The following is a 23,865-nucleotide window of genomic DNA, read 5'->3' as shown; positions in this document are numbered from 1 at the left end:
CAACGACATGACCCGCACCGTCGGCCGCATCCTGGCCGAAAGCCTCGCCGCGCATGACGTGGACATCATCTACTGCGTGCCGGGCGAGTCCTACCTCGGCCTGACCGATGCGCTGACGGAATTCCCGCAGATCCGGCTCGTAGTCTGCCGCCATGAGGGCGGCGCGGGCTTCATGGCCGCCGCCGACGGGCGCATGCGCGACGGGCGGGCCGGCGTGGCCCTGGTTTCGCGGGGGCCCGGCGTGACCAATGCGATGATCGCGCTGCACACCGCCTATCACGACGCCACCCCGCTGGTGATGCTGATCGGCCATGTGGAGCGCAAGGATGTCGGCCGCCTCGCGCTGCAGGAGCAGAACTATTCCCGCCTGCTGTCGGACGTGACCAAGGGCGTCTTCGAGGTCATCCAGCCCGTCCAGGCGAGCGAGGTGATCGCGCGCGCCTTCCACCTCGCGCAGGCGGGCACGCCGGGGCCGGTGGCGGTGATCCTGCCCGAGGACATCTTCGACGAGCCGGCCGAGGGCCCCGTGGTCGCGCCGCGCGCCCTGCCCAAGCCGGGGCCGCGGGCGGAGGACCTCGATCGCCTCGCGGAGATGCTCGCCAATGCCGAGCGCCCGCTGGTGCTGGTCGGCGGCGCCTTGGCGGCGGGGGGCGAGGCGGCGCTCGCCGATCTCAACCGCCTCGCGGAAGCCTGGACGCTGCCGATCAGCCCGACGCACCGCCGGCCGCACCTGTTCGACGCCCATCATCCGAACTACGGCGGCTACATGGGCATCCGCGTGCCCAAGCCGCTGATCGAGGAGATGAAGAAGGCCGACCTCATGGTCTGCCTGGGCGAGCGGCTGTCGGATTCCATCAGCCAGTCCTACACCTTCCCCGCCGCGCCCGAGCCGCAACTGCCGCTGGTCCAGGTCTGGCCGGACGCCAACGAGATCGGCCGCGTCTGGCGCGTGGACCTGCCCATCGCCGCCGACCCGCATGCCGTCATCCGCGGCCTGCTCGCGCGCAATGCGCCGGAGGCGAGCGAGGCCCGCCGCCGCTGGGTGAAGGGGCTCAATACCATCCACCGCAGCCTGCTCGCGCCCGAATGGGAGCGGATGGAGGACGGGGTGAACTTCGCCGCCGTCTGCGCGGCCATGTCGCGGCACATCCCGGCGGATGCGGCGGTGACCTCGGATGCGGGGAACTTCTCCTCCTTCCTGCATCGCTACTTCCCGTTCCGGCAGACGCACATGTTCCTCGCCTCGAATGTGGGCGCCATGGGGGCCGCGGTGCCCATGGCGGTGGCAGCGGCGCTGCGCCGGCCGGGCAAGCGGGCGGTGGCCTTCGTGGGCGACGGCGGCATCCTGATGACCGGCAACGAGATCGCCACCGCCATGCGCGAAGGCGTCGCGCCGGTGGTGATCCTGTCGGACAATTCCGGCTACGGCACCATCGGCATGCACCATGAGGGGCGCTATCCGGGCCGCCCCTACGACCAGGCGACGCGGCTGGTGAATCCGGACTTCGTCGCCTGGGCGAAGTCCTTCGGCGCCGCGGCCTTCGCGATCCGCACCGAGGAGGAGATCGAGCCGGTGCTCTCCGAGGCCTTCGCCGTCACCGACCGCCCGGTGGTGGTGCATGTGAGGTCCTCCGCGATGCAGGCCTCGGCATGGAAGAAGCGGACCATGCCGCTGCCGGCCTGAGCCGCCGCCCGCGGTGACCGTTTCGCGGCACGGCTCTTGCTGAATTCCGGTCCGAGGGGCGCCCCCCGCCGGGGGAGTGACGCCCCGCCCACCAAGCCGCAGCGGCGGCCAGGAGAGGATCGGACACGACTATGCGCAAACGGCTTGCAGCGCTCGCCATCGGCCTCGGGCTTCTCTCGGCGCCCGCCATGGCGCAGGTGGATCTCGGCGCGGGGTTCAGCCTCACCGGCACGGCGACCGCCGCCACCGACTACGTGTTCCGCAACATCAGCCAGACGCGCGGCCGGCCGGCGGTGCAGGGCGCGCTCGAACTGAGCCACGAGATCGGCCTCTATGTCGGCGCCTTCGCGAGCAACGTCGCCTTCGCCGGCACCGACGCACGGCAGGAGGTGGACATCCTCGCGGGCTACCGCCGCAGCATCGGATCATTCACCTTCGACATCGGCGGCATCGCCTACACCTACCCCGGCTACAGCCGTCAGCCCGGGCAGCAGGAGATCTCCTACTTCGAGACGATGCTGCGCCTGAAATACGAGCTCGATCCCGTCACCTTCGTCGGCACCGCGGCCTGGTCGCCGAACTTCTTCGGCCGCTCCGGCGACGGCTACTGGCTCGAAGGCGGGGTGGACGTGAAGCTGCCGGTGCTCGACATCACCCTCTCGGGCCGGCTCGGCTACCAGTGGATCGAGCGCAACGCGCGGTTCGGCACGCCCGACTACCTCGCCTATTCGGTCTCGGCGACCATCCCGATCCGCTACGGCTTCGCCGTGACGGCGGGCTATTACGGCACGGACATCAGCCAGCGCGAATGCGGCGGGCTGAAGGTGTGCGACAACCGCTTCATCGCGGCGCTGACCTGGACCTTCTGAGCGGCGCGGCCGCGCATCGCCGTCATTCGGCGGCGATGCGCGCCGGGTCGAGCGCGACCTGCGGGATGTCGTAGGCGCGCAGATCGGCCCAGAGCCGCGGCAGGTCGGCCTCGAACAGCCCGCGCGTGACGCCTGCGGCGATGCGCGGCACGGCGATGCTCATGGCATTGATCGAGGAGCCCGCCGGCCCGAAGGACATGGTGGTCGCGATGCCGAAGAAGTGGATGTCGCGGATCCAGGGCGTCTCGCCCAGCCGGCGCTCGACGAAGGAGGAATCGGGCGCGAGGTAGGGGAAGGCCGCGAGGCGCTCATTGGCCTCCTCGGGCGGCGGCGTGTAGCGGTCGGACCACAGCGCGATGTTGTCCCAGAAGCCCGCGAGCTCGGGCACCAGCGAGGGATCCATCCGCACGCCGGTGCCGCAGATGGCGTAGTCCGCCACGAAATCCCCGCGCGGCGTGGCGAGCACGACGCGCCCGCCCTCCTCCCGCGCATCCGTCCAGGGGCGCCCGACATGCATCGTGAAGTTCGGGAAGGCGAGGACGCGGTTGTAGGTGTCCTGCGGGAAGCCCTCGCGCAGGCCGAGGATGTAGGACATGAAGCGCCAGCGCCATGCGTCCGGCATCTCGTGCAGGTGGCGCAGGAAGCCCGCGAAGGTCAGCCAGCGATAGGGCTGGATGACCATCGGCTCGGCCCGGCGGCAGAAGAGATGGACCTCCTTCGCGCCGGCCTCGAGCGCCACCGCCGCATTGTCGAAGGCCGAGGCGCCCGCGCCGAGCACCGCCACCACCCGCCCGCGCAGCGCCGCGAAGTCGATCGCCTCCGCCGCATGGGCGCGCAGATGCGGCGGCAGCGCCTTCACGAAGCCGGGCATCCACCATTCGCCGAAGCCGTCCTGGCCGGTCGCCAGCACGACCTTGCGCGCATGGATCGGGCCCTCGCTCGTCTCGACGGCGAGGCAGGGCAGGCCGTCATCGGTGCGCGCGGGCGCGATGCGCCCGACGGTGACGCCGTTGCGCACCGGCACGCCGGTCACGCGGCGGAACCAGAGCAGGTAGTCGTTCCAGAGTTCCTTCGGGATCCAGCGCAGGGCGGCGAAATGCGCCGCGCCGAACTGCGCCTCGTGCCAGGCCTGGTAGGTCAGGGACGGGATCCTGAGGTCCGGCCCGGTCTGGTCCTTCCACGAACGCAGCGTGTGCATCCGCGCATAGGTCACCCATGGCCCCTCGCGCCCTTCCGGGGCGCGGTCCAGGACCAGGATGTTGTCCACTCGGTCCCGCTTCAGCGCGAAGGCGACGGCGACGCCGCATTGGCCGCCGCCGACGATCAGGCAGTCGAGCACGGGTTTGCCGCCGCATTGCCTGGGCACCAGCCAGGGCGCGCGCGGATGGGCGGTCAGTTCCAGATCCCGGGCGATGTCGGCCTCGAGCTCGGCGAGGCTGCGGGGATGCGGCATGGTCGCGGCGGTATCCTTCGGGTCGCGTGCGGTTCAGGGGAGCCCGGGGCAGCCTCCACCCTGCGGACGAGGGCATGCAAGGCCCGCGCCGCTTGCCGCGCGCCCTGCCCCGCCACTAGGCTCGGCCGAAAGAGAATGGAGGAGGCGCCATGAAGCGCAGGACGATGCTCGCCGCCGCCGGGGTCGCGCTGGCCCGGCCCTCGCTTGCCCAGGGCCAGTGGCCGGACCGCCCGATCCGCTGGATCGTCCCCTTCCCGCCCGGCGGTTCGACCGACCTGTGGGGCCGGATGGTCGCCGAGCCGATGGCCGCCGAGCTGGGCCAGCCCATCGTCGTGGACAACCGCGGCGGCGCGGGCGGGCTGATCGGCACCGAGGCCGCCGCCAAGGCCGCGGCCGACGGCTACACCATGCTCTTCACCATCACGACGCATGTGCAGACGCCGGTCGTGCTGCGGCGCTTCCCCTACGACCCGGTCAACGACTTCGCCCCGATCGGCAAGCTCGGCGTGACGCCGCTCGTGCTCTGCGCCTCGCCCTCGACGCAGGGGAACACGCTGCAGGATTTCGTCGCCTGGGCGCGGGGGAAGGACCTCTCCTACGCCTCCTACGCGGCAGGCTCGACCGGGCACGCCTATGGCCAGATGTTCACCGACGAGGCGCGGCTGAACATGACCCATGTGCCCTATCGCGGCGAAGGCCCGATGCTGCAGGACATGGTGGCGGGCAATGTCGCCTGCGCCTTCCATTCGATGGCGGCGAGCGGCGGGGCGATCCGCGCGCGGCGCATCCGCCCGCTCGGGCTCGCCGGGGAGCGGCCGCTGCCCTCCCTGCCCGAGGTGCCGCTGCTGGTGAACAGCGGGTTCTCGCGGCGCTTCGCCTTCTCGGGCTTCATCGGTCTGCTGGCGCCCGCGCGGACGCCGCAGCCCATCCTCGACCGCACGGCCGCCGCCTTCCGCAAGGTGGTCGAGAACCCGGCCATGCAGCGCCGCCTGCTCGAGATCGACACCATCCCCGGCTATCTCGGCCCGGCCGAGTTCCGCGAGGACATCATCCGCTCGATGCGGGACTGGGAGGCGCTGGTCAACGAGCTCAACCTGAGCATCCAGAGCTGACGGCGGCCGGGAGGCGGGCGCATTCCCGCCTTGATTTGGCCCCGCCGCTGCTGTTCCTGATGGGGCCGGGCGGGCCTGCCGCCCGCCCCGCCCGGGATGCCCCATGACCAGCCCTGACGCCCCCGCGCTCTCCGTCGTCGTGCCCGCCTACAACGAGCAGGAGGTGCTGCCGGAGTTCCACCGCCGCCTCGCCGCCGCGCTCGAGGGCATCGGGATGGCATGGGAGGTCGTCTATGTGAACGATGGCTCGCGCGACACCACGCTCGAGGTCATGCTCGGACTCCAGCGGCAGGATCCGCGCGTCGCGGTGGTCAACCTCTCGCGCAACTTCGGCAAGGAGATCGCGCTGACCGCGGGGCTCGACCATGCCCGCGCCAGCGATGCCGTGGTGGTGATCGACGCCGACCTGCAGGACCCGCCGGAAGTCATCCCCGCGCTCATCGCCGGCTGGCGGGAGGGTTTCGACGTCGTCTATGCCCAGCGCAACACGCGCGAGGGCGAGACCTGGCTCAAGAAGGCGACCGCGGCCGCCTTCTACCGCTTCATGCAGCGCATCGGGGGCAAGGTGCAGCTCCCGCCGGATACCGGGGATTTCCGCCTGCTCTCGCGCCGCGCGCTGGATGCGCTGCTGAAGCTGCGCGAGCACCACCGCTTCATGAAGGGCCTGTTCGCCTGGATCGGCTTCCCGGCCAAGGCGGTGCGCTACGACCGCGCCCCGCGCGCCGCCGGGACGACCAAGTGGAACTACTGGAAGCTGTGGAACTTCTCGCTGGAGGGGATCACCTCCTTCACCGTCGCCCCGCTCAAGGTCGCGACCTATGTCGGGCTTCTCACGGCGGTCGGCGCGGTGATCTACCTCGCCCAGCTTCTCGTCCGCACCTTCCTCTACGGCAACCCGGTCGCGGGCTACCCCTCGCTGCTCGCCGTGGTGCTCTTCCTCGGCGGCGTGCAGATGATGATGCTCGGCATCATCGGGGAATACCTCGGGCGAATCTTCAATGAGACGAAGCAGCGCCCGCTCTATTTCACCGAGCGCTACCTGCCGAGCCGGCAGGCGAGGATCTCGCCGACCGGCGCGCAGGCCTCGGCGAAGCCGGGCATCACCGCCGAGGCCTGATCCCGCGCCCCGGGCAGGATCACGCGCAGCTCGCCGGGGGCGAGCGGTGCGGCGATCACGGCGGCATCCCCGCAGGCCGACCGCGCCCCGCGCCAGCGCGCGACATACATCGTGTTGGCCGGCACCGGCCGCTCGGCGGCGAGCGCCAGCACCTGCAACTGCCGCGCATGGTCGCCGAGCGGATCGGCCTTCGGAACGCAGGGCCAGCTCGGCAGCAGCGTGAGTCGCTCCGCGCCCGCGAGCAGCGCGCGCAGCGCCGGCGCCTCCACCGTCCAGGGCGGGCGGGCCGCCGCCCAGTCCCGCAGCGCCGCGCGGTTCGGCGCGGCATCGGCGAATTGCAGCAGCCCGACGGCGAGGGCGAGCGCCGGGCCGATGCGCGGCAGGCGCGCCAGCAGCGCGATGCAGCCGATGAGCAGCGCAAGGCCCACCGGCCAGAAGAACCGGCCCGAGGAGCGGAACTGTTCGAGGAAGCCGGGCGCGGGCCCGAGATCCAGCACCACCGCCCCACCCAGCCCCACGCGGAAGGAGAGCGCGAGCAGCGTCAGCGCGGCGAGCACCAGGGCAAGCCCCGCATGCCGCCGCACCGTCCCGGCCACCTGCCGCGGCACGCGCAGGGCCAGCACGAGGAGCCCCGCCAGAAGCCCAAGGCCCAGCCAGTTGTAGCCCTCCCATCCGCCATGGCCGGAGGCGTCCACCTCCGCGCCCACGAGCCCGCCCAGGAACCAGGAGCGCCAGGGCCAGACCGGGGAGAGCAGGTTCAGGGCGAAGTCGCCGAAACCGCCATCGCCAGCGGCGCCGAGATAGCCGAAGGCCGCCATGGTGGCCCCGACCGCCGCCGCCGTCGCCGCAAGCCCCGCCGCGGCCGCGCCCCAGCCGCGCTCGCCCCGCAGCAGCAGCGTCGCCGGCACGGCAGCGAGAAGGGCGAGCACCATCGCCGCGAGATAGGGGTGGACCAGCAGCGTCCCGACCGCGCAGAGCGCCGCCCCGGCCCAGAGGCGGAGCCGCTGCGCGCCGACCAGCCGCAGGTAGAGGCCGAGCGCGACAAGCAGCGTGAAATGCCCGGTCAGCGCCGCATGGCCGTAGCGGTTGATGAAGGCCGGCATGGCCGAGGCGGCGAGCGCGACCGCGACCGCCGGCAGCAAGCGCCGCTCGCCCGCCCCGCGCAGGCACCACACCGCGGCCAGGGGCTGCATCACCCAGGCGATGGCGTACCACAGGCCGATGCCGTGGAAACCCTCGGGCAACAGGCCGCGCAGGGCCTTGAGCGGCAGCGCGAGCGCGGGGATGCCGTCCGCGAAGGCGATGTTCAGCCCCTCGGGCGGCAGGATGTTGCGCGCGAGCAGCGGCGGCCAGCGCCAGGCATCGCCGATGAAGTAGCGCTGCGCGATGGCGTGCTGGGCGGCATCGCCCTGCGGCGCCCAGCCCATCCCGGCGCGGGGGAAGAGGAAATCGGCAGGGAAGAGGAAGGCGACCAGCGCCACGCCCAGGGCGGCCGCGAAGGCGTAGGACAGGGCGGTCTGCGGGCGCGGCGACAGCGTGCGATCCTCCATCGGCCGGGCGGCTCTAGGCCCCGCGGGCGGGCTGGGCAAGCGGGCGGCGGAAGGGACCGGAGGCGGAATGCTGCGCCGCCACAATTGCGCCGCAAGCAGGTCCCAAATCCGTCAGCACCGAAGGGCATCACTGCGCGCAAGCAGAGGCCGGGAGGCCCGCCGTGAAGGAGGCGGGATCCAGGCCGAAGACCCCCTTTGGCCGCCGCCGGCCCCCCTCCGGTGGCGGTGCTCCCGAGAAGGCCCTTGTCGCTCATGTCCAGCGTCCCGGTCGGCCCCCTCCCCTCCAACGGCGCCCCCGCGCCCGCCGTCGCCGCCCTTTCCCGGCGCGACCGCGCCGCGCGCCTCGCGCCCATCGCCAAGCGGGCGATGGATGTCGCCATCGCGGGGCTGGCGCTGCTCGTCGCCGCGCCCTTCTTCCTGATCGTCGCGGCGCTGGTCCGCGCCGATGGCGGGCCGGCCTTCTACGCCCATCCGCGCGTCGGCCGCGGCGGGCGCATCTTCGGCTGCCTGAAGTTCCGCTCCATGGTGGTGGACAGCCAGGCCCGGCTGGAGGCGCTGCTCGCCGCCGACCCCGCCGCCCGGGCGGAGTGGGAGGCGACCCGCAAGCTCAGGAACGACCCGCGCATCACCCGCATCGGCCGCTTCCTGCGCGCCACCTCGCTCGACGAGCTGCCGCAGCTCATCAACGTGCTGAAGGGCGAGATGAGCATCGTCGGCCCGCGCCCCGTCACGCAGGCCGAGCTCGACCGCTACTACGGCGCGGCCGCCGCCCATTACCTGAGCGTGCGGCCTGGCATCACCGGGCTGTGGCAGGTGAGCGGCCGGTCCGAGACCTCCTACGACCAGCGCGTGGCGCTCGACGTGGCGTATGTCTCGCAGGCCTCGCTGCTCGGCGACATCCGGATCCTGCTCCGCACGCCCGCCGCCGTGCTCTCGCGCCGCGGCGCGCACTGAGGCGGGGCCGCGCCGATCGCCCCCGGCCCTCGGGCCGGGCGGCATTCCCTTCGGCGGCATGCTAGGATGACCAGCATGACAGGCACGGCGTCCGATGGCCCGGAGGACCGGGCCGGCGGGCGCCGGCTCGTCTCCGGGGTGGTGTGGAACGCGCTCGGCCGCGGCGTGCCGCTGCTGCTGGCGCTTGCCCTCACGCCCGTCCTGGTCGGGCTGATGGGGACGGAGCGCTGGGGGCTCTTCACGCTGGCGCTCGCGCTCGTCGGCATCTTCGGCGTCTTCGATCTCGGCCTCGGCATGGCGCTGACGCGCGCGGTGTCCGAGGCGATCGGCGAGGGGCGCGGGCGCGACGCCCCGGCGCTGGTGGGCGCGACGCTGATCGCGCTGCTGGCGCTCTCCTCGGTCATGGCCGGGCTCGCCTTCGCGCTGATGCCGGTGCTGATCGGGCGGGTGCTGATCGTCCCGCCCGCGCTGGAGGCGGAGGCGCTGGCGGCCTTCCGCGTGCTGGCGCTGGCCGCGCCGCTCGTGGTGCTGAATGCAGCGCTGTGGGGGGTGCTCGCGGCCTGGCAGCGCTTCCGGGCGGCGAACCTCGTGAACATGCCGGTCAGCGTCTTCTACTACCTCGGGCCGGTAATCGCGCTGCTGATGTGGGACAGCCTGGTGGCGGTGATGCTCGCGCTGGTGCTGGTGCGGCTCGTCAGCGGCATCGCCTATGCCGCGCTCGCCTGGCGGGACGTGCCGGGGCTCGGCCTTGCGCGCGCGCGCATCGGGCTGCTGCGGCCGCTGCTCCGCCAGGGCGGGTGGATGAGCCTCTCGGGCGCGCTGACCCAGGTGCTGCTCTATGCCGACCGATTCCTGATCGGCGCGCTGATCGGGCTGACGGCGGTCGCCTTCTATGCCACACCGCTCGACCTCGTGATGCGCATGTGGATCCTGCCCGTCGCGGTGGCGCAGACACTGCTGCCGGCCATCGCCTCCGCCTTCCGCGCCGCGCCGGAGCGCACGGCCCTGCTGATCCGGCGCGGGGCGCTGATCGTGGCCGCGCTCGTCCTGCCGGCCTGCGTGGTCCTGGTGGCGCTCGCCGAATGGCTGCTGCGGCTGTGGCTCGGCGCGGAATTCGCGGCCGGTGGCGGGATGGTGCTGCGCATCCTCGGCGTCGGCATCTTCTTCTCCTGCCTCGCCTTCGTGCCGGGCACGCTGCTCGATGCGATCGGGCGGCCGGAGGTGACGGCGACCTTCTCGCTGGTCCAGGCGGCGGTGTTCCTGCCGCTCGGGGCGCTGCTGCTGGTGCTGATCGGCATCGAGGGCGCGGCCATCGCCTGGGCGCTGCGCGCAGCGACGGATTGCGCCGGGCGCTTCCTGCTCGCCGCGCGCTTCTACCCGCCCGCCGCCGAGGCCGGGGCGGCGCTGCGGCCGCTGCTGGCCGTGGCGGGGCTCGGGCTCGCTGCGATGGTGCCGCTGCCCGCGATGGCCGCGCTCGGCGTCGGGGCGCTGGCCTTCGGTGCGAGCACTTGGCTCGGCTGGCGCATCGCGCCGCGGGAGGACCGCGCTGCCGTGCTCGGCCGCCTGGGGCTGCGCGCGGCATGAGCGGCATCGCCATCAACGGCCGGTTCCTCACCCAGGGGACCACCGGCGTGCAGCGCTTCGCCGCGGAAATCGTCGCCGCCGCCGATGCGCTCGCCGCGCGCGGGGAGTGGCCCGCCGCGCGCGTGCTGCATCCGCCGGGGGCGCGGGAGGCCGGGCTGTCCGCCTTCCGCGTCGAGCCGGTCGGGCGGCGCGGCGGGCAGGCCTGGGAGCAGCTCGACCTGCCGGGCGCGCTCGCCGGCGATTTCCTGCTCAGCCTCGGCAACACGGCGCCGCTGCGCGTGGGCAGCCGCCAGGCGGTGGTGATCCATGACGCCGGCGCCTTCGACACGCCGCAATCCTACTCCTTCGCCTTCCGCACCTGGTACCGGCTGATGCAGCGGCGCCTCGCGCGCAGCGGCGCGCGGCTGCTGACAGTCTCGGCCTTCTCGCGCGGGCGGATCGCCGCGGCCCTCGGCATCGAGGCGGGCGAGATCCGCATCGTGCCGGAAAGCGGAGAGCATATCCTGCGCGTCGCCGCCGAGGAGGCGGTGCTGGCGCGCCACGGGCTCGCGCCGGGGCGCTACGCGCTCGTGGTCGGCAATCCGGCGGCGCACAAGAACCTCGCCGCGCTGACCGCGGCGGCCGATCTGCTCGGCGCGCGGGGGCTCACCCTCGCCGTCGCGGGCGCGGCCGACCCGGCGGTGTTCCGTGCGGGCGGCGGTGTCGCGGCCGGGGCCGCGAAGGTGCTTGGCCGCGTCAGCGACGGCGCGTTGCGCGCGCTCTACGAGAACGCGCTCTGCCTCGTCTTTCCCTCCCGCTACGAAGGCTTCGGGCTGCCGCCGCTCGAGGCGATGAGCTGCGGCTGCGCCGTCATCGCCGCGCGCGCCGGCGCGGTGCCGGAAGTCTGCGGCGAGGCGGCGCTGTGGTTCGATCCGGACGCGCCGGACTCGCTGCGCGCCGCCTTGGGCCGCCTGCTCGACGAGGCCGGGCTGCGGGAGGGGCTGCGCGCCGCGGGCGCCGCGCGCGCGGCCTCCTTCACCTGGGAGAATGCCGCGCGCCAGCTTCTCGCGGGCATCGGGGACCGCATCGCATGAAGGTCGCCATCGTGCATGAATGGCTGGACTCCTTCGCGGGGTCCGAGCGCGTGGTGGAGCAGTTGCTGGCCGAATGGCCGGAGGCGGACCTCTTCGTCCTCTGCGACTTCATGCCGGAGGCCGAGCGCGGCTTCCTGCGCGGCAAGGCGCCGCGGGTCAGCTTCATCCAGCGCCTGCCCTTCGCGCGGAAGCATTTCCGCAAGTATCTCGGCCTGATGCCGCTCGCCATCGAGCAGTTCGACCTCGCGGGCTACGACCTCGTGCTGTCCTCCTCGCACGCGGTGGCGAAGGGCGTCATCACCGGGCCGGGCCAGCGCCACGTCTCCTATGTCCACAGCCCGATGCGCTACGCCTGGGACCTCCAGCACCAATATCTGCGCGAGGCCGGGATGGAGCGCGGCCTCAAGGGCGCCTACACGCGCTGGCTGCTGCACCGCCTGCGCATCTGGGACCGCGCCAGCGCGATGAACCCGGACATCATCGTCGCCAACTCCACCTACATCGCCGAACGCATCCGCAAGGCGTGGCGGCGCGAGAGCGTGGTCGTCCACCCGCCGGTGGACGTGGACCGCTTCGCCCTGCGGACGGAGAAGGAGGACTTCTACCTGACCGCCTCCCGCATGGTGCCCTACAAGCGCATCGAGTTGATCGCCGAGGCCTTCCGCCGCATGCCCGGCCGCCGCCTCGTCATCGTCGGCGACGGCGCGAACGAGGCGCGCGTGCGCGAGGCGGCCGGCGGCGCGCCGAACATCGCCTTCCGCGGCCGCGTCGGCACGGAGGAGCTGGTGCGCCTCACCCAGGCCGCGCGCGCCGCGGTCTTCGCGGCGGAGGAGGATTTCGGCATCGCCACCGTCGAGGCGCAGGCCTGCGGCACGCCGGTAATCGCCTTCGGCAAGGGCGGCGCGCGCGACATCGTGGTGGCGCCGCCGGCGGCGAACCCGACCGGCCTCTTCTTCGGCGCGCAGACCGCCGATGCCGTCATCGGCGCCGTCGAATCCTTCGAGGCGCTGCGTTTCGCGCCCGAGGACTGCCGCGCCAATGCCGAACGCTTCAGCCATGCCGCCTTCCGCGCGCGCATGCGCGCGATTGTCGCGGAGGCGATGGCGTGAGGTTCTCCCTCATCGTCGCGACGCTCGGCCGCGACCGGGACGTCGCGGCGCTGCTCGACAGCCTGCTCGCCCAGGGGCGGTCGGATCTCGAGGTCATCATCGTCGATCAGAACGAGGACGACCGGCTCGGCCCGATCGAGGCCGCCTATGCCCCGCGCCTGCCGCTGCGGCGGCTGCGCTCCTCCATCCGCAACGCCAACAACGCGCGCAACCTCGGCCTGCGGCATGCGCGCGGCGCGATCGTGACCTTTCCCGACGACGACTGCCTCTACCCGCCGGGCGTGCTCGACCGCGTGGACGCGGCCTTCGCGACGGATCCGTCGCTGCAGGTGCTGACCGGGCCGGCGGCCTCCCCGGAAGGGGGTCTGGGTTCGGGGCGCTGGCGGCAGGAGAGCGGGCCGATCGACCTCGCGACCGTCTGGACGAGCGTGATCGAGTTCAACATCTTCCTCCGCCGCGAGGCGGCGCTGGCGCTCGGCGGATTCGACGAGGGCATGGGTCCGGGCAGCCCCTTCGGCTCGGCAGAGGGCAACGACCTCGTCTGCCGCGCCATCGCCCGCGGCTGGCGGGCGCAGTACGACCGCGATCTGCGCATCATCCATCCCGACAAGAGTCTCTCGGATGTCGCGGTGGAACGGGCCGAGCGCTACGGCCGGGGCCTCGGGCTCGCGCTGCGGCGCAACGGCGCGCCGGCGCGGATGTGCCTGACCTTCCTGGTCCGCCCCCTGGGCGGCGTGGCCGTCAGCCTGCTGCGCGGACGGATGCACGATGCCGGCTACTACTGGATGACCTTCCGTGGCCGACTCGCCGGGATGATGGCGCCGGAGGCGCGCCGGGCGCCATCGCTGCCGCCGCTGACGGAGAGCGCCTGATGCGCATCGCCATCGGCATCGCGACGCGCGGCAGGCCGGCGATCCTCGCCGGCGTGCTGCGGGACCTGCGGCGGCAGACGCGCGCACCGGACCGCATCATCGTCTGCCATGTCGGCCCCGAGGATGTGGCGGGCTGCGACGGCGCCGAGTTCATCACCGCCCCGGCCGGCCTGCCGCGCCAGCGCAACGCCATCCTCGACGCCGCGGCGGATTGCGACGTCGTGCTGTTCCTCGACGACGACTTCCTCTGCGCGCCCGAATATCTCGCCGTGACGGAAGCCGCCTTCGCCGCGCGGCCCGACATGGTGGTGGCGACCGGCACCGTCATCGCCGACGGCGCCAAGGGGCCCGGCTACTCGCTGGAGGAGGGCGCGGCGCTGCTCGCCGCGGACACGCCGCCCGCCGACCCGATGGCGATGGCGCCGCACTTCAACGGCTATGGCTGCAACATGGCCTTCCGCATGGCGACGGTGCGCGCGCACGGCATCCGCGTGGACGAGCGGCTGCCGCTCTATGCCTGGTACGAGGACATCGACGTGACGCGGCAGCTCGGGCGGCATGGCAGCATCATGCGCCTCGCCGGCGCGCGCGGCGTGCATCTCGGCGTGAAGGGCGGGCGCGTGAAGCAGTTGCGCCTTGGCTATTCGCAGGTGGTCAACCCGATCTATCTCGCGCGCAAGGGCACCTTCCCCTGGAGCCACGCCATCCCGAGCGCGGCGCGGCACTGCCTCGCGAACCTTGTCCGCTCGCTGCGGCCCGAGCCCTGGGCCGACCGCTGGGGGCGGTTCCGCGGCAACATGATCGGGCTGTGGGACCTGCTGCGCGGCCGCGCGGCGCCGGAACGGATCCTCGATCTCTGATCGACCGTCCGGTCGGTCCGGGCGCCCCCTTTTCCGATCGCGCGCGCCGGTGGAACATGCGGCCCTGACCAGCAAGGAGGAAGCGCCGCCATGTCCCTCGAACCCGGCCGCCCACGGCCCGAGCCGACGCCCGAGACCAGGCATTTCTGGGACGGCGCCAGGGAAGGCAAGCTGCTGCTGCAGCGCTGCAAGGACACCGGCAAGGCGTATTTCCCGCCCCGCCCCTTCAGCCCCTACACCGGCAGCCGCAACGTCGAGGTCTTCGAGGCCTCGGGCCGCGCGACGCTGCATTCCTACGTCATCCATCACCGCCCGGTGCCCGGCTTCAAGCCGCCCTACGCCATCGCGGTGGTCGAGCTGGAGGAAGGCCCGCGCATGATGACGAACATCGTGGACTGCCCGCAGACGCCCGAGGCGCTGGTGCTCGACATGAAGCTCGAGGTCGCCTTCACGAAGATGGACGACGAGATCACCCTTCCGCTCTTCCGCCCCGCGAAGGGAGCCTGAGGCCATGACCATCAAACCGGGCGAGATCGCCATCGTCGGCGCCGCGGAATCCACCCGCATCGGCACCGTGCCGGACATGTCACAGATCATGCTGCATGCCGACGCGGCGTTGAACGCGATGGCCGATGCCGGCCTGAAGCCTTCGGACATCGACGGCTTCGCCTGCGTCGGGCCGATGATGCCCCAGCAGCTGGTGCACTACCTCGGCATCACGCCGAAATGGGTGGACGGCACGGGCGTGGGCGGGTGTTCCTTCATGCTGCATGTCCGCCACGCGGCGGCCGCGATCCACGCGGGCTATTGCAGCACGGTCCTCATCACGCATGGCGAGAGCGGCAAGTCGCGCATCAACGCGACCCCGCGCCCGCCCGAGCCCCAGAGCCTGCAGGGCCAGTTCGAGATGCCCTTCGGGCCGATGGGCCCGCCCACGCTCTTCCCCATCCCCGTGCTGCGCTACATGAAGACCTACAACGTCACGCACGAGCATCTCGCGCAGGTCGCGGTGGTGCAGCGGGAATGGGCCGCGAAGAACCCGCGCGCGGCCTTCCGCGACCCGATCACGATCGAGGACGTGCTCAACAGCCGCATGATCGCCTACCCGTTCCGGCTGCTGCAGTGCTGCCTCGTCACCGATGGCGGCGGCGCGCTGATCCTCACCTCCGCCGACCGCGCGAAGGACTTCCCGCAGAAGCCCGTCTACATCCTGGGTAGCGGGGAGAGCGCCGAGGCGACGATGGTCAGCCAGATGCAGGACTTCACCTCCTCCCGCGCCTTCCGTGTCGCGGGGCCGGAGGCCTTCCGGATGGCCGGCATCAAGCACGGCGACGTGGACCACCTGATGATCTACGACGCCTTCGCGCATCTGCCGCTCTACGGGCTCGAGGACCTCGGCTTCGTCGAGCGCGGAGCGGCGAAGGACTTCATCTGGGAAGGCCACACGCGCCCGGGCGGGAAGCTGCCGCTCAACACCAATGGCGGCGGCCTCTCCTACACGCATACGGGCATGTACGGCATGTTCGCGCTGCAGGAGAGCGTGCGCCAGGTGCGCGGCATCGCGCCCGCCCAGGTGCCGGGCGTCGAGATCAGCGTCTGCCACGGTGTCGGCGGGATGTTCTCGGCTTCGGGCACGGTCGTGCTATCCAACCAGCGGCCCTGAGCCGCCACCTGGCCCCGCGCCTCCGCGCGCGGGACCACCACAAGACCACGTCCGGGGAGAGACCGAACCAATGACCATGACCCCTTCGCGCCGCGCCCTGCTTGCCGCCGGTGGCGCGCTGCTCGCCGCACCGGCCGTCGCGCAGGCCGGCTTCCCGAACCGCCCGATCCGGCTGATCGTGCCCTGGCCGCCCGGCGGCTCCACCGACGGGCAGTTCCGCGCCTTCGCCGAGGTCGCGACGCGCATCCTCGGCCAGCCCGTCGTGATCGAGAACCGCGCCGGCGCCGCCGGCACGCTCGGCGCGCAGTCCATGGCGCAGGAGGCGCGCGGGGACGGCTACCTCGTCGGCCAGCTTCCCATCACGGTGTTCCGCTACCCGCTGATGCAGAGCCGCCCGGGCTGGGACCCGATGCGCGACTTCACCTACATCATCCACCTGACCGGCTACCTGTTCGGCGTGGTGGTGCGGGCCGACAGCCCCTGGCAGACCTGGGAGCAGTTCCTCGACCACGCCAAGGCGAATCCCGGCCGCGTCGCCTATGGCTCGCCCGGCGTCGGCTCCTCGCTGCACATCACCATGGAGCGCATCGCGGCCGAGAAGGGCATCGAGTTCCTGCACGTGCCCTTCCGCGGCGGCGCCGACAACGCGCAGGCGCTGCTCGGCGGCCAGACGCAGGCGATGGCCGATTCCACCGCCTGGGCGCCGCTGGTCGAGGGCGGGCAGTTCCGCCTGCTCGTCACCTGGGGCCCGGAGCGCGCGAAGCGCTATCCCAATGTCCGCACGCTTCGCGAGACCGGCATCGACATCGTCTCGGCCTCGCCCTACGGCGTGGGCGGACCGAAGAACATGGACCCGGGCGTGGTGCGCGTGCTGCACGACGCCTTCAAGCAGGCGCTGCACGACCCCGCCCATCTCGCGGTGCTCGAGCGCTTCGACATGCCGGTGATGTACATGAACGGCGAGGACTACCGCGCCTCCGTCCAGCGCATCATCGAGGAGGAAGGCGCGCTGATCCGCCGCCTGAACCTTCGCCTGAACTGAGAACGGGGCGCGGCCGCGACGCAGGCGGCCGCGCCTCACCCCTTGGGCAGGTCCACCTTGCCCGTGTGGAGTTGCAGGCGGGAGAACTCGGGCGCCTCCTGCCCTGCGTCGCGGAAGGCCTGCTTCAGCGCCGCCATGTTGGGCGCGAAGATCGTCTCGCGGTTCGCGCTCACCCAGTCCCGCGACTGCTGAGGCATGGTCAGGCTTCCCTGGAAGCGCGGCATCACCCAGCGCGCGAACAGCTCGAAGGAACGCCAGGTCGCCTCGCGGTCGGCCCATTCATGGGCGCGGAACAGGATGCCGCCCGCACCGCCCTCGGTGAAGGAGAGAAGCCGCTCGATCCCCGCGGCGATGGTCTCGGGCGAACCCACCAGCGTCGAGCCCTGCGCCAGCCCGTCGCGCAGCGGATCCTCCGAGCGCATCGGCGGACGGCCGAGCGTCTCGCTGAAATAGGTGAGCGTCTCCAGCGCCTCGCCGTGGCGCACGTCGCGCAGCGCGCGTTCGTCATCCTCGGCGCAATGCATGTTCACGACGAGGCGCCAGTTGGCGCGGTCCATGCTCTTGCCGTGCTTGGCGGCCTCGGCCTCCGCCATGCGCCACTGCTCGGCGAGCATCTTCGGCCCGCCATGCAGCCCCGCGCCGAGCGAGAGCAGACCGATCCCGTGCCTGCCAGCCGCCAGCGCGCCCGAGGGCGTGGTGGAGGAGGCGACGGCGATCGGAAAGCGCGGCTCGGAATAGGGCGCGAGATGCAGCCGCGCCTCCCGCAGCGTGAACCAGTCCGTCTCCATCGTCACCGGCTCCTCGCAGGCGAGCAGGCGCATGATGGCGGTCAGCGATTCGTCCATCCGGCGGCGCTGGTGCGCGGGCTCGATGCCCATCATGTAGGCGTCGGAGACGAGCGCGCCCGGCCCGCAGCCGAGGATGACGCGCCCGCGCGTCATGTGGTCGAGCTGCACGAAGCGCTGCGCGACCAGCAGCGGATGGTGGTAGGGAAGGCTGGTGACGCCCGAGGCAAGCCGGATGTGCTTCGTGCGCTCAGCCGCCGCGGCGATCACGATCTCCGGGCTCGCGATGGTCTCCCAGCCGGCGGAATGGTGCTCGCCGATCCAGGCCTCGTCGTAGCCGAGGTGGTCGAGCCACTGCACGAGGTTGATGTCGCGCTCGATCGCGAGCGTCGGGTTGTCGCCCACGCGATGGAAGGGGGCGAGGAAGATCCCGAAGCGCAGCCGGCGTGGTGTCACCATGATTCCCCTCACATGGAAGGCGGGTCGCCGGCGAGGAACTCCTCGCCGCCGTAATCGGCCGCGGCCGGTATCCGAAGGATGCGGCCCTCCGGGGCCATGCGCATCTCGGGCAGGACGGTGACGACGGGCCGCGCGCGAGCGGCGGCGAAGGCCTCGGCGACGCTGGCGCTGCGCGCGAGCTTGGCGAGGTTCATCCGCGTCGGGAACACCACCTTGCGGCGGCCCGCCTCGGCATCGGCCAGGGCGTCGGCGGGGCGGATCCAGACGCTGTCCACCGCCTCATGCCCGTCATGCAGCGCATCCTGGCCATGCGGCGCGGCGGCGAGGAAGAAATGCGTGTCGAAGCGCTTGGGCACCGGCTCCGGCGTGATCCAGTGCGCGAAATGCGCGAGGCCCCGGACATCCGGCACCAGGCCGCGCGCGGCGAGCATGCGCGCGAACTCGCCCTCGGCGGGAAGCGGCGCGCCCGGCACGGCGAGCAGCACGCCGCATTCCTCCCAGGTCTCGCGGATCGCCGCGACGCGGAAGGCCGCAGCCTGGTCCCCCCCGGCCAGCGCGACATCGGCGCCTTCCACACGGCCACCCGGGAATACCAGCGCACCGGAGGCGAACTCGATCTCGCGATGGCGCACCACCATGAAGACCTCGAGCCCCTCCGCGCCGTCGCGCAGCAGCAGGACGGTCGAGGCAGGCCGGGCGGGCGCGGGCGTCGTCATGGCTCCATTGCAGCGCGCCGCGGCGCGCGCGGCAAGCCGCGTTGACGCCGCGGAATCGCCGCATCAGGCTTGCGTGCCTCGAAGGGGAGGAAGGACATGGCGTTGCTCGCGCGCTGGGCGGAGGCCACACCGGACAAGGTCGCGGCACATTTCCCGGACATCGGCGCCGAGGTGACGTTCCGCCAGCTCGACGCCCGGGCGAACAGGGCCGCGCAATGGCTGATAGCACTCGGCCTGGAGCCGGGCGACGGCATCGCCATGCTGATGGACAACCGGCCCGAATTCCTGGAACTCGCCTTCGCCTGCCGCCGCGCCGGCCTCTACTACACGCCGCTGTCGGTGCATCTGCGCCCCGCCGAGGTCGCCTACACGATGAAGGATGCCGGGGCGAAGGCGATCATCGTCTCGCCCGCGCTCGCGAGCCCCGCCACCGCCCTCCTGCGCGGAGGCGCCACGGGCGATGCCCCGCGCTTCGCTGTGGGCGAAGGGGTCGAGGGCTATGCCTCCTACGAGGATGCGCTGGCGGCCTTCCCCGACCCCGCGCCTCTGCCCGAACGGCCGGTCGGTCGGGAGTTCCTCTATTCCTCCGGCACCACCGGGCTGCCCAAGGGCATCAAGCGCCCGCTCGTGCCTTGGGAGAACCGCCTCGCCCCCGAATGGGACATGAGCTGGAAGGAGATCTACGGCTTCGGCCCCGACACGATCTATCTCTGCCCCGCGCCGCTCTATCACGCGGCGCCGCACGGCTACACCATCCGCCGCACCATCGCCGAGGGCGGCACGGCGGTGGTGATGGCGAAGTTCGAACCGCTCCGCGCGCTCGAGCTGATCGAGCGCTACCGCGTCACGCACAGCCAGTGGGTGCCGACCATGTTCGTGCGCCTGCTCGCCCTGCCGGAGGAGGAACGCACGCGCTTCGACCTCTCCTCCCATCGCTGCGCCATCCACGCGGCCGCACCCTGCCCCGTCGGCGTCAAGCGCCGCATGATCGAGTGGTGGGGGCCGATCGTGTGGGAATACTACGCGGGCTCGGAGGGCGTCGGCACGACCGTCGTCTCCCCGCAGGACTGGCTCGCGCGCCCTGGCACGGTCGGGCGGCCGGTCAACGGCGTGCGCATCCATATCTGCGACGAGGAGGGGCGCGAACTGCCCCCGGGCGAGGTCGGGCGCATCTGCTTCGAGGGCGCGCCGCGCTTCGCCTATCACAATGCGCCCGAGAAGACCGCCGCCGCCTACGATGCGCGCGGCTGGGCGAGCCTCGGCGACCTCGGCCGCGTGGACGAGGAAGGCTGGCTGTTCCTCTCGGACCGGCGGGCGGACCTCATCCTCTCGGGCGGCGTGAACGTGTATCCGGCGGAGGTCGAGCAGGCCCTTACGCGCCATCCGGGCATCGCCGAGGCGGCGGTCGTCGGCATCCCGCACGAGGATCTCGGCGAGCAGGTCCATGCCGTGATCGTCCCGCGCGACCCGCGCGCCGACCAGGCCGCCCTGCGCGCCGAGCTCGAAGCCCTCTGCCGCGAGCACCTCGCCGGCCCCAAGCGCCCGCGCTCCTGGGAGTTCGCCGAGGAGCTCCCGCGCAGCGAGGCCGGCAAGCTGCTGCGCAGGATCCTGAAGGAGCGCTACCTCAGCCCGCCCTGAGGCCGAGGCGCGTCACGCGCTCCTCCTCCTCGTTGATGGTGCGCTGCATGAAGGCGCCGTAGTCCTCGGAGTTCAGGTATTCGAGCGGCATGTCCAGCCGCTCGAGCAGCGCGAGATGCTCGGGGTGGTGCAGCGCCTGGCGGAAGCCGTCGTGCAGGCGGCGGACGATGTCCGGGTTCATGCCGCGCGGCCCGACCAGACCATAGGGCGAGGTCACCACCATGTCCGGGTAGCCGAGTTCGACGAGCGTCGGCACGTCGGGCAGTTTGCGCGAGCGCTCGCGTGGCCAGACATTCAGCGCGCGCATCCGCCCGTCCGCGATCATCTGCAAGGGCCCCGAACCCGTGGCGGCGACCTCGATATGCCCGCCGAGAAGGTTCGGCGTGCTGTCGGCCTCCCCGCGGAAGGGAACGTGGATGACATCGAGATTCTCGCGCCGCGCAAGCTCGACGAGCGTGAGATGCGGCGTGCCGTTAGCCCCCGTATTGCCCCAGCGGATCTCGCCCGGGCGGCGGCGGCATTCGGCAAGCAGGTCGGCCCAGCTCCGGATCGGGCTCTCGCCGCGCACGCACATCATGAAGAGATAGCCGGTCAGATGGATGATCGGCGTGAAATCCGTGCGTGGATTGAAGGGCATGCGCTGCATGAAGGGCAGGCGCATCGCGGGCAGGGGAAACTGCGCGAGGGTGTAGCCATCCGGCTGAGCGCGGACCATCGCCGCGGCCGACAGCGTGGCACCGGCGCCGGGCCGGTTCTCCGTGATGACCTGCTGGCCGAACACGTCCGAGGCGATCCGCGCCAGCGCGCGCATCTGCTGGTCGGTCGAGCCGCCGGCCGGGAAGGGCACGAGCAGCGAGATCGGCCGGCTCGGAAAGCTCTGCGCGAGGCCGATCCCCGGCGCGAAGGCCGGTGCCGCGAGCGCGGCGGTGAGCAGCAAGCGACGGTTCATGGACGTTCTCCCGGTCTGTGGCGTCTGGTCACGGGCGCTCACAGCGAGCGCGCGATGATCTCCTTCATGATCTCCGAGCTGCCTCCGTAGATGCGCCCGACGCGCGCATCCGCCCAAGCGCGCCCGATCTCGTAGTCGGCCATGTAGCCGTTGCCGCCATGCATCTGCAGGCAGTCGTCGAGAAGGCGGTTCTGCATCTCGGTGCCCATCAGCTTGGCCATCGCGGCCATCTCGATGGACAGGCCGCCGTTCATGTGCAGCGCCAGGCAGTGGTCGGCGAAGACGCGGAACATGGTGGCCTGGGCACGCAGCTCGGCGAGCTTGAAGCGGTTGTGCTGGAAGTCGAAGACCGTCTGACCGAAGGCCTTGCGGTCCTTGGCGTATTCGATGGTCTTTTGCAGCATCGCCTCCATCGAGGCCGCGGCGCGGATGGCGATGACGAGGCGTTCCTGCGGCAGGTTGCGGATGAGGTAGGAGAAGCCGGCATTCTCCTCGCCGAGCAGGTTCTCCGCCGGCACGCGCACCTCGTCGAAGAACAGTTCGGAGGTGTCGGCCGCGTGCATCCCGATCTTGTCGAGGTTGCGGCCCTTGACGAAGCCCTTCGTCCCTTCCTCGACGCAGATCAGGCTGATGCCCTTGCGCCCCGCGCCGGGGTCGGTCTTGCAGACGACGATGACAAGGCCGCAGTTCTGCCCGTTGCTGATGAAGGTCTTCGACCCGTTGATGATCCAGTCCGACCCGTCGCGCCGCGCATGGGTCTTCACCGCCTTGAGGTCGGAGCCCATGCCCGGCTCGGTCATGGCGATGGCGGTGATGATCTCGCCCTTGGCCATGCGCGGCAGCCATTCGCGCTTCTTCTCGGGCCGCGCGAATTCCTCGACATAGGGCACGACGATGTCGGAATGCAGCGGGAAGCCGACGCCGGTGGCGTTGCAGCGCCCGATCTCCTCGGTGATGACGGCCGAATAGCCGAAATCCGCGCCCGCGCCGCCGAATTCCTCGGCGAGCATCGGGCAGAGCAGGCCCTCGGCGCCCGCCTTGAGCCAAAGTTCGCGCGGCACGATGCCCGCGCGCTCCCACTCGCGGTGGAAGGGCACGACCTCGCGTTCGAAGAAGCGGCGCACCTGCGCGCGGAAGATCTCGTGCTCCGCGGTGAAGACGGTGCGCACGGCACCCGTGGGCGGTGCTGCGGTATCCATGGACGGCTCCTCGGTCTCCCTCGGCGCAGACTATCGCGCGGGCGCGGCTGCTGTCAGCCGGGGATGGCCGCCGCCACCTCCGCATCCGAAAGGCCCCAGGCGGCGAGCGCCGCGGCACCGTCCGCCCCGCGCCTCGGCGCCGGCGCGGGCTCGTCCGGCGGCGTGCGCGAGAAGCGCGGGCTCGGTGCCGGCTGGAAGCCGCCCCCGCGCGCGAGGAAGGTGCCGCGCGCCGTATTGTGCGGATGCCGCGGCGCCTCCTCGAGATCGAGGACCGGCGCGACGCAGGCGTCCGAGCCGGCGAAGACGCGCGCCCAATCATCGCGCGGCCGGCTGCGGAAGATCGCGGCGAACTCCGCCTTGATCGCGGGCCAGCGCGCCGGGTCCGTGCGGTCGGCGAAGCGCGCGGGATCGAGCCCGAGCCCCTGCAGCAGCAGCGCGAAGAACTGCGGCTCCAGCGCGCCGACGGCGACGAACTTGCCGTCCGCGCATTCGTAGGTGTCGTAGTAGGGGCAGGCGCCGTCGAGCATGTTCGCCTCGCGCGCATTGCGCCAGCGCCCCTGCGCGAGCTGCCCGTAGAAGGCGCCCATCAGCGTGGCGGAGCCGTCGGTCATCGCCGCGTCCACCACCTGCCCGCGCCCGCTGCGCCCGGCCTCGAACAGCGCGGCCATGATGCCGTAGGCGAGCAGCATCCCGCCGCCGCCGAAATCGCCCACCAGGTTGAGCGGCGGCACCGGCCGTTCCCCGGCCCGCCCCATGGACCACAGCGCGCCGGTCAGCGCGATGTAGGTGATGTCGTGCCCCGCCACGGGCGCGAGCGGCCCGTCCTGCCCCCAGCCGGTCATGCGCCCATAGACGAGCCGCGGATTGCGCGCGTGGCAGGCCTCGGGCCCGAGGCCGAGCCGCTCCATCACGCCGGGACGGAATCCCTCGACCAGCACATCGGCCCGCTCGACCAGCCGCAGCACCGCCGCGACCGCCTCCGGCCTTTTCAAATCCAGCGCCACGCTGCGCCGGCCGCGCCCCAGCACATCCGCCGGATGCCCGCCCGGCGGCCCGTCGGGCCGGTCGATGCGCAGCACTTCGGCGCCGAGATCGGCCAGCATCATGCAGCAGAAGGGGCCGGGGCCGATGCCGGCGATCTCCAGCACCCGCAGCCCTTCCAACGGACCGGGCATGG

21 protein-coding genes are annotated in these 23,865 nt (G+C 72.1%); 14 read left to right on the top strand and 7 right to left on the bottom strand.

What is annotated here, in order from left to right; all coding sequences use genetic code 11:
• Nucleotides 1–7: 7 nt before the first annotated feature.
• Nucleotides 8–1,684: a thiamine pyrophosphate-dependent enzyme gene (locus FHS88_RS11690; RefSeq protein WP_184484791.1), complete on the top strand. Its 1,677-nt coding sequence runs from the start codon at nt 8–10 to the stop codon at nt 1,682–1,684.
• A 131-nt stretch (nt 1,685–1,815) separates the two neighbouring features.
• Nucleotides 1,816–2,553 (top strand): TorF family putative porin, encoded by a 738-nt coding sequence (locus FHS88_RS11685; protein ID WP_184484789.1) that lies wholly within the window; start codon nt 1,816–1,818, stop codon nt 2,551–2,553.
• 22 nt (nt 2,554–2,575) lie between these two features.
• Here FHS88_RS11685 and FHS88_RS11680 read toward each other — a convergent pair whose 3' ends face one another.
• A complete protein-coding gene (locus tag FHS88_RS11680; protein WP_184484787.1) occupies nt 2,576–4,006 on the bottom strand; it encodes an NAD(P)-binding domain-containing protein in 1,431 nt (476 codons plus the stop codon).
• A 149-nt stretch (nt 4,007–4,155) separates the two neighbouring features.
• Between FHS88_RS11680 and FHS88_RS11675 the strand changes: the two genes are divergently transcribed.
• On the top strand, nt 4,156–5,118 hold the full coding sequence (locus tag FHS88_RS11675) for a Bug family tripartite tricarboxylate transporter substrate binding protein (RefSeq protein ID WP_184484786.1): 963 nt from the start codon (nt 4,156–4,158) through the stop codon (nt 5,116–5,118).
• 103 nt (nt 5,119–5,221) lie between these two features.
• Entirely contained in the window at nt 5,222–6,235 is a 1,014-nt protein-coding gene (locus FHS88_RS11670; RefSeq protein ID WP_184484784.1) for a glycosyltransferase family 2 protein, read from the top strand.
• Here FHS88_RS11670 and FHS88_RS11665 read toward each other — a convergent pair.
• Nucleotides 6,154–7,785, bottom strand: coding sequence for a DUF6311 domain-containing protein (locus tag FHS88_RS11665; protein WP_184484782.1), 1,632 nt, complete (start codon nt 7,783–7,785; stop codon nt 6,154–6,156). The genes FHS88_RS11670 and FHS88_RS11665 overlap by 82 nt on opposite strands.
• Nucleotides 7,786–8,037: 252 nt before the next feature.
• On the opposite strand from FHS88_RS11665, the gene FHS88_RS11660 reads away from it, so the two are divergent.
• The 9 genes from FHS88_RS11660 to FHS88_RS11620 all read left to right on the top strand — a co-directional run bounded on the left by FHS88_RS11660 (nt 8,038) and on the right by FHS88_RS11620 (nt 16,942).
• The gene (locus FHS88_RS11660; RefSeq protein ID WP_184484780.1) at nt 8,038–8,739 is read left to right on the top strand and encodes a sugar transferase; all 702 of its coding nucleotides are present in this window, start codon (nt 8,038–8,040) and stop codon (nt 8,737–8,739) included.
• 75 nt (nt 8,740–8,814) lie between these two features.
• A complete protein-coding gene (locus FHS88_RS11655; protein WP_184484778.1) occupies nt 8,815–10,323 on the top strand; it encodes a flippase in 1,509 nt (502 codons plus the stop codon).
• The gene (locus FHS88_RS11650; protein WP_184484776.1) at nt 10,320–11,396 is read left to right on the top strand and encodes a glycosyltransferase family 4 protein; all 1,077 of its coding nucleotides are present in this window, start codon (nt 10,320–10,322) and stop codon (nt 11,394–11,396) included. The genes FHS88_RS11655 and FHS88_RS11650 overlap by 4 nt, the downstream gene beginning before the upstream one ends.
• Nucleotides 11,393–12,505, top strand: a complete 1,113-nt coding sequence (locus FHS88_RS11645) for a glycosyltransferase (RefSeq protein WP_184484774.1) — start codon at nt 11,393–11,395, stop codon at nt 12,503–12,505. The genes FHS88_RS11650 and FHS88_RS11645 overlap by 4 nt, the downstream gene beginning before the upstream one ends.
• Complete coding sequence (locus FHS88_RS11640; protein WP_184484772.1) at nt 12,502–13,377, top strand: glycosyltransferase; 876 nt, start codon at nt 12,502–12,504, stop codon at nt 13,375–13,377. Before FHS88_RS11645 ends, FHS88_RS11640 begins: the two co-directional genes overlap by 4 nt.
• Nucleotides 13,377–14,237, top strand: a complete 861-nt coding sequence (locus FHS88_RS11635) for a glycosyltransferase family 2 protein (RefSeq protein ID WP_184484771.1) — start codon at nt 13,377–13,379, stop codon at nt 14,235–14,237. The genes FHS88_RS11640 and FHS88_RS11635 overlap by 1 nt, the downstream gene beginning before the upstream one ends.
• Nucleotides 14,238–14,327: 90 nt before the next feature.
• A complete protein-coding gene (locus FHS88_RS11630; protein WP_184484766.1) occupies nt 14,328–14,744 on the top strand; it encodes a Zn-ribbon domain-containing OB-fold protein in 417 nt (138 codons plus the stop codon).
• Between the two features lie 4 nt (nt 14,745–14,748).
• Nucleotides 14,749–15,900 (top strand): thiolase C-terminal domain-containing protein, encoded by a 1,152-nt coding sequence (locus FHS88_RS11625; RefSeq protein ID WP_211842241.1) that lies wholly within the window; start codon nt 14,749–14,751, stop codon nt 15,898–15,900.
• Between the two features lie 70 nt (nt 15,901–15,970).
• Entirely contained in the window at nt 15,971–16,942 is a 972-nt protein-coding gene (locus FHS88_RS11620; protein WP_184484764.1) for a tripartite tricarboxylate transporter substrate binding protein, read from the top strand.
• Between the two features lie 35 nt (nt 16,943–16,977).
• Here FHS88_RS11620 and FHS88_RS11615 read toward each other — a convergent pair whose 3' ends face one another.
• On the bottom strand, nt 16,978–18,186 hold the full coding sequence (locus tag FHS88_RS11615) for an LLM class flavin-dependent oxidoreductase (protein WP_211842240.1): 1,209 nt from the start codon (nt 18,184–18,186) through the stop codon (nt 16,978–16,980).
• Between the two features lie 8 nt (nt 18,187–18,194).
• Nucleotides 18,195–18,902 (bottom strand): NUDIX hydrolase, encoded by a 708-nt coding sequence (locus tag FHS88_RS11610; RefSeq protein ID WP_184484762.1) that lies wholly within the window; start codon nt 18,900–18,902, stop codon nt 18,195–18,197.
• A 96-nt stretch (nt 18,903–18,998) separates the two neighbouring features.
• On the opposite strand from FHS88_RS11610, the gene FHS88_RS11605 reads away from it, so the two are divergent.
• On the top strand, nt 18,999–20,540 hold the full coding sequence (locus FHS88_RS11605) for an AMP-binding protein (protein WP_184484760.1): 1,542 nt from the start codon (nt 18,999–19,001) through the stop codon (nt 20,538–20,540).
• Here the strand turns inward: FHS88_RS11605 and FHS88_RS11600 are convergent.
• The 3 genes from FHS88_RS11600 to FHS88_RS11590 are packed head-to-tail and all read right to left on the bottom strand — an operon-like array spanning nt 20,527 to nt 23,863.
• Nucleotides 20,527–21,489: a tripartite tricarboxylate transporter substrate binding protein gene (locus FHS88_RS11600; RefSeq protein WP_184484759.1), complete on the bottom strand. Its 963-nt coding sequence runs from the start codon at nt 21,487–21,489 to the stop codon at nt 20,527–20,529. The genes FHS88_RS11605 and FHS88_RS11600 overlap by 14 nt on opposite strands.
• A 38-nt stretch (nt 21,490–21,527) precedes the next feature.
• Entirely contained in the window at nt 21,528–22,688 is a 1,161-nt protein-coding gene (locus FHS88_RS11595) for an acyl-CoA dehydrogenase family protein (RefSeq protein WP_184484757.1), read from the bottom strand.
• A 53-nt stretch (nt 22,689–22,741) separates the two neighbouring features.
• A complete protein-coding gene (locus FHS88_RS11590) occupies nt 22,742–23,863 on the bottom strand; it encodes a CaiB/BaiF CoA transferase family protein (protein ID WP_184484755.1) in 1,122 nt (373 codons plus the stop codon).
• Between the last annotated feature and the right edge of the window lie 2 nt (nt 23,864–23,865).

Origin of the sequence: Neoroseomonas alkaliterrae (genome assembly GCF_014199195.1) — a bacterium.
Taxonomy (GTDB): Bacteria; Pseudomonadota; Alphaproteobacteria; order Acetobacterales; family Acetobacteraceae; genus Neoroseomonas; species Neoroseomonas alkaliterrae.
Note: the sequence above shows the minus strand (reverse complement) of the source record. Positions and strands in the feature narration are given on the sequence as shown.

Coding starts and splice junctions, on each gene's coding strand:
- FHS88_RS11690 (WP_184484791.1), top strand. CDS start 8: ATGACCCGCACCGTCGGCCGCATCCTGGCCGAAAGCCTCGCCGCGCAT.
- FHS88_RS11685 (WP_184484789.1), top strand. CDS start 1,816: ATGCGCAAACGGCTTGCAGCGCTCGCCATCGGCCTCGGGCTTCTCTCG.
- FHS88_RS11680 (WP_184484787.1), bottom strand. CDS start 4,006: ATGCCGCATCCCCGCAGCCTCGCCGAGCTCGAGGCCGACATCGCCCGG.
- FHS88_RS11675 (WP_184484786.1), top strand. CDS start 4,156: ATGAAGCGCAGGACGATGCTCGCCGCCGCCGGGGTCGCGCTGGCCCGG.
- FHS88_RS11670 (WP_184484784.1), top strand. CDS start 5,222: ATGACCAGCCCTGACGCCCCCGCGCTCTCCGTCGTCGTGCCCGCCTAC.
- FHS88_RS11665 (WP_184484782.1), bottom strand. CDS start 7,785: ATGGAGGATCGCACGCTGTCGCCGCGCCCGCAGACCGCCCTGTCCTAC.
- FHS88_RS11660 (WP_184484780.1), top strand. CDS start 8,038: ATGTCCAGCGTCCCGGTCGGCCCCCTCCCCTCCAACGGCGCCCCCGCG.
- FHS88_RS11655 (WP_184484778.1), top strand. CDS start 8,815: ATGACAGGCACGGCGTCCGATGGCCCGGAGGACCGGGCCGGCGGGCGC.
- FHS88_RS11650 (WP_184484776.1), top strand. CDS start 10,320: ATGAGCGGCATCGCCATCAACGGCCGGTTCCTCACCCAGGGGACCACC.
- FHS88_RS11645 (WP_184484774.1), top strand. CDS start 11,393: ATGAAGGTCGCCATCGTGCATGAATGGCTGGACTCCTTCGCGGGGTCC.
- FHS88_RS11635 (WP_184484771.1), top strand. CDS start 13,377: ATGCGCATCGCCATCGGCATCGCGACGCGCGGCAGGCCGGCGATCCTC.
- FHS88_RS11630 (WP_184484766.1), top strand. CDS start 14,328: ATGTCCCTCGAACCCGGCCGCCCACGGCCCGAGCCGACGCCCGAGACC.
- FHS88_RS11625 (WP_211842241.1), top strand. CDS start 14,749: ATGACCATCAAACCGGGCGAGATCGCCATCGTCGGCGCCGCGGAATCC.
- FHS88_RS11620 (WP_184484764.1), top strand. CDS start 15,971: ATGACCATGACCCCTTCGCGCCGCGCCCTGCTTGCCGCCGGTGGCGCG.
- FHS88_RS11615 (WP_211842240.1), bottom strand. CDS start 18,186: ATGGTGACACCACGCCGGCTGCGCTTCGGGATCTTCCTCGCCCCCTTC.
- FHS88_RS11610 (WP_184484762.1), bottom strand. CDS start 18,902: ATGACGACGCCCGCGCCCGCCCGGCCTGCCTCGACCGTCCTGCTGCTG.
- FHS88_RS11605 (WP_184484760.1), top strand. CDS start 18,999: ATGGCGTTGCTCGCGCGCTGGGCGGAGGCCACACCGGACAAGGTCGCG.
- FHS88_RS11600 (WP_184484759.1), bottom strand. CDS start 21,489: ATGAACCGTCGCTTGCTGCTCACCGCCGCGCTCGCGGCACCGGCCTTC.
- FHS88_RS11595 (WP_184484757.1), bottom strand. CDS start 22,688: ATGGATACCGCAGCACCGCCCACGGGTGCCGTGCGCACCGTCTTCACC.
- FHS88_RS11590 (WP_184484755.1), bottom strand. CDS start 23,863: ATGCCCGGTCCGTTGGAAGGGCTGCGGGTGCTGGAGATCGCCGGCATC.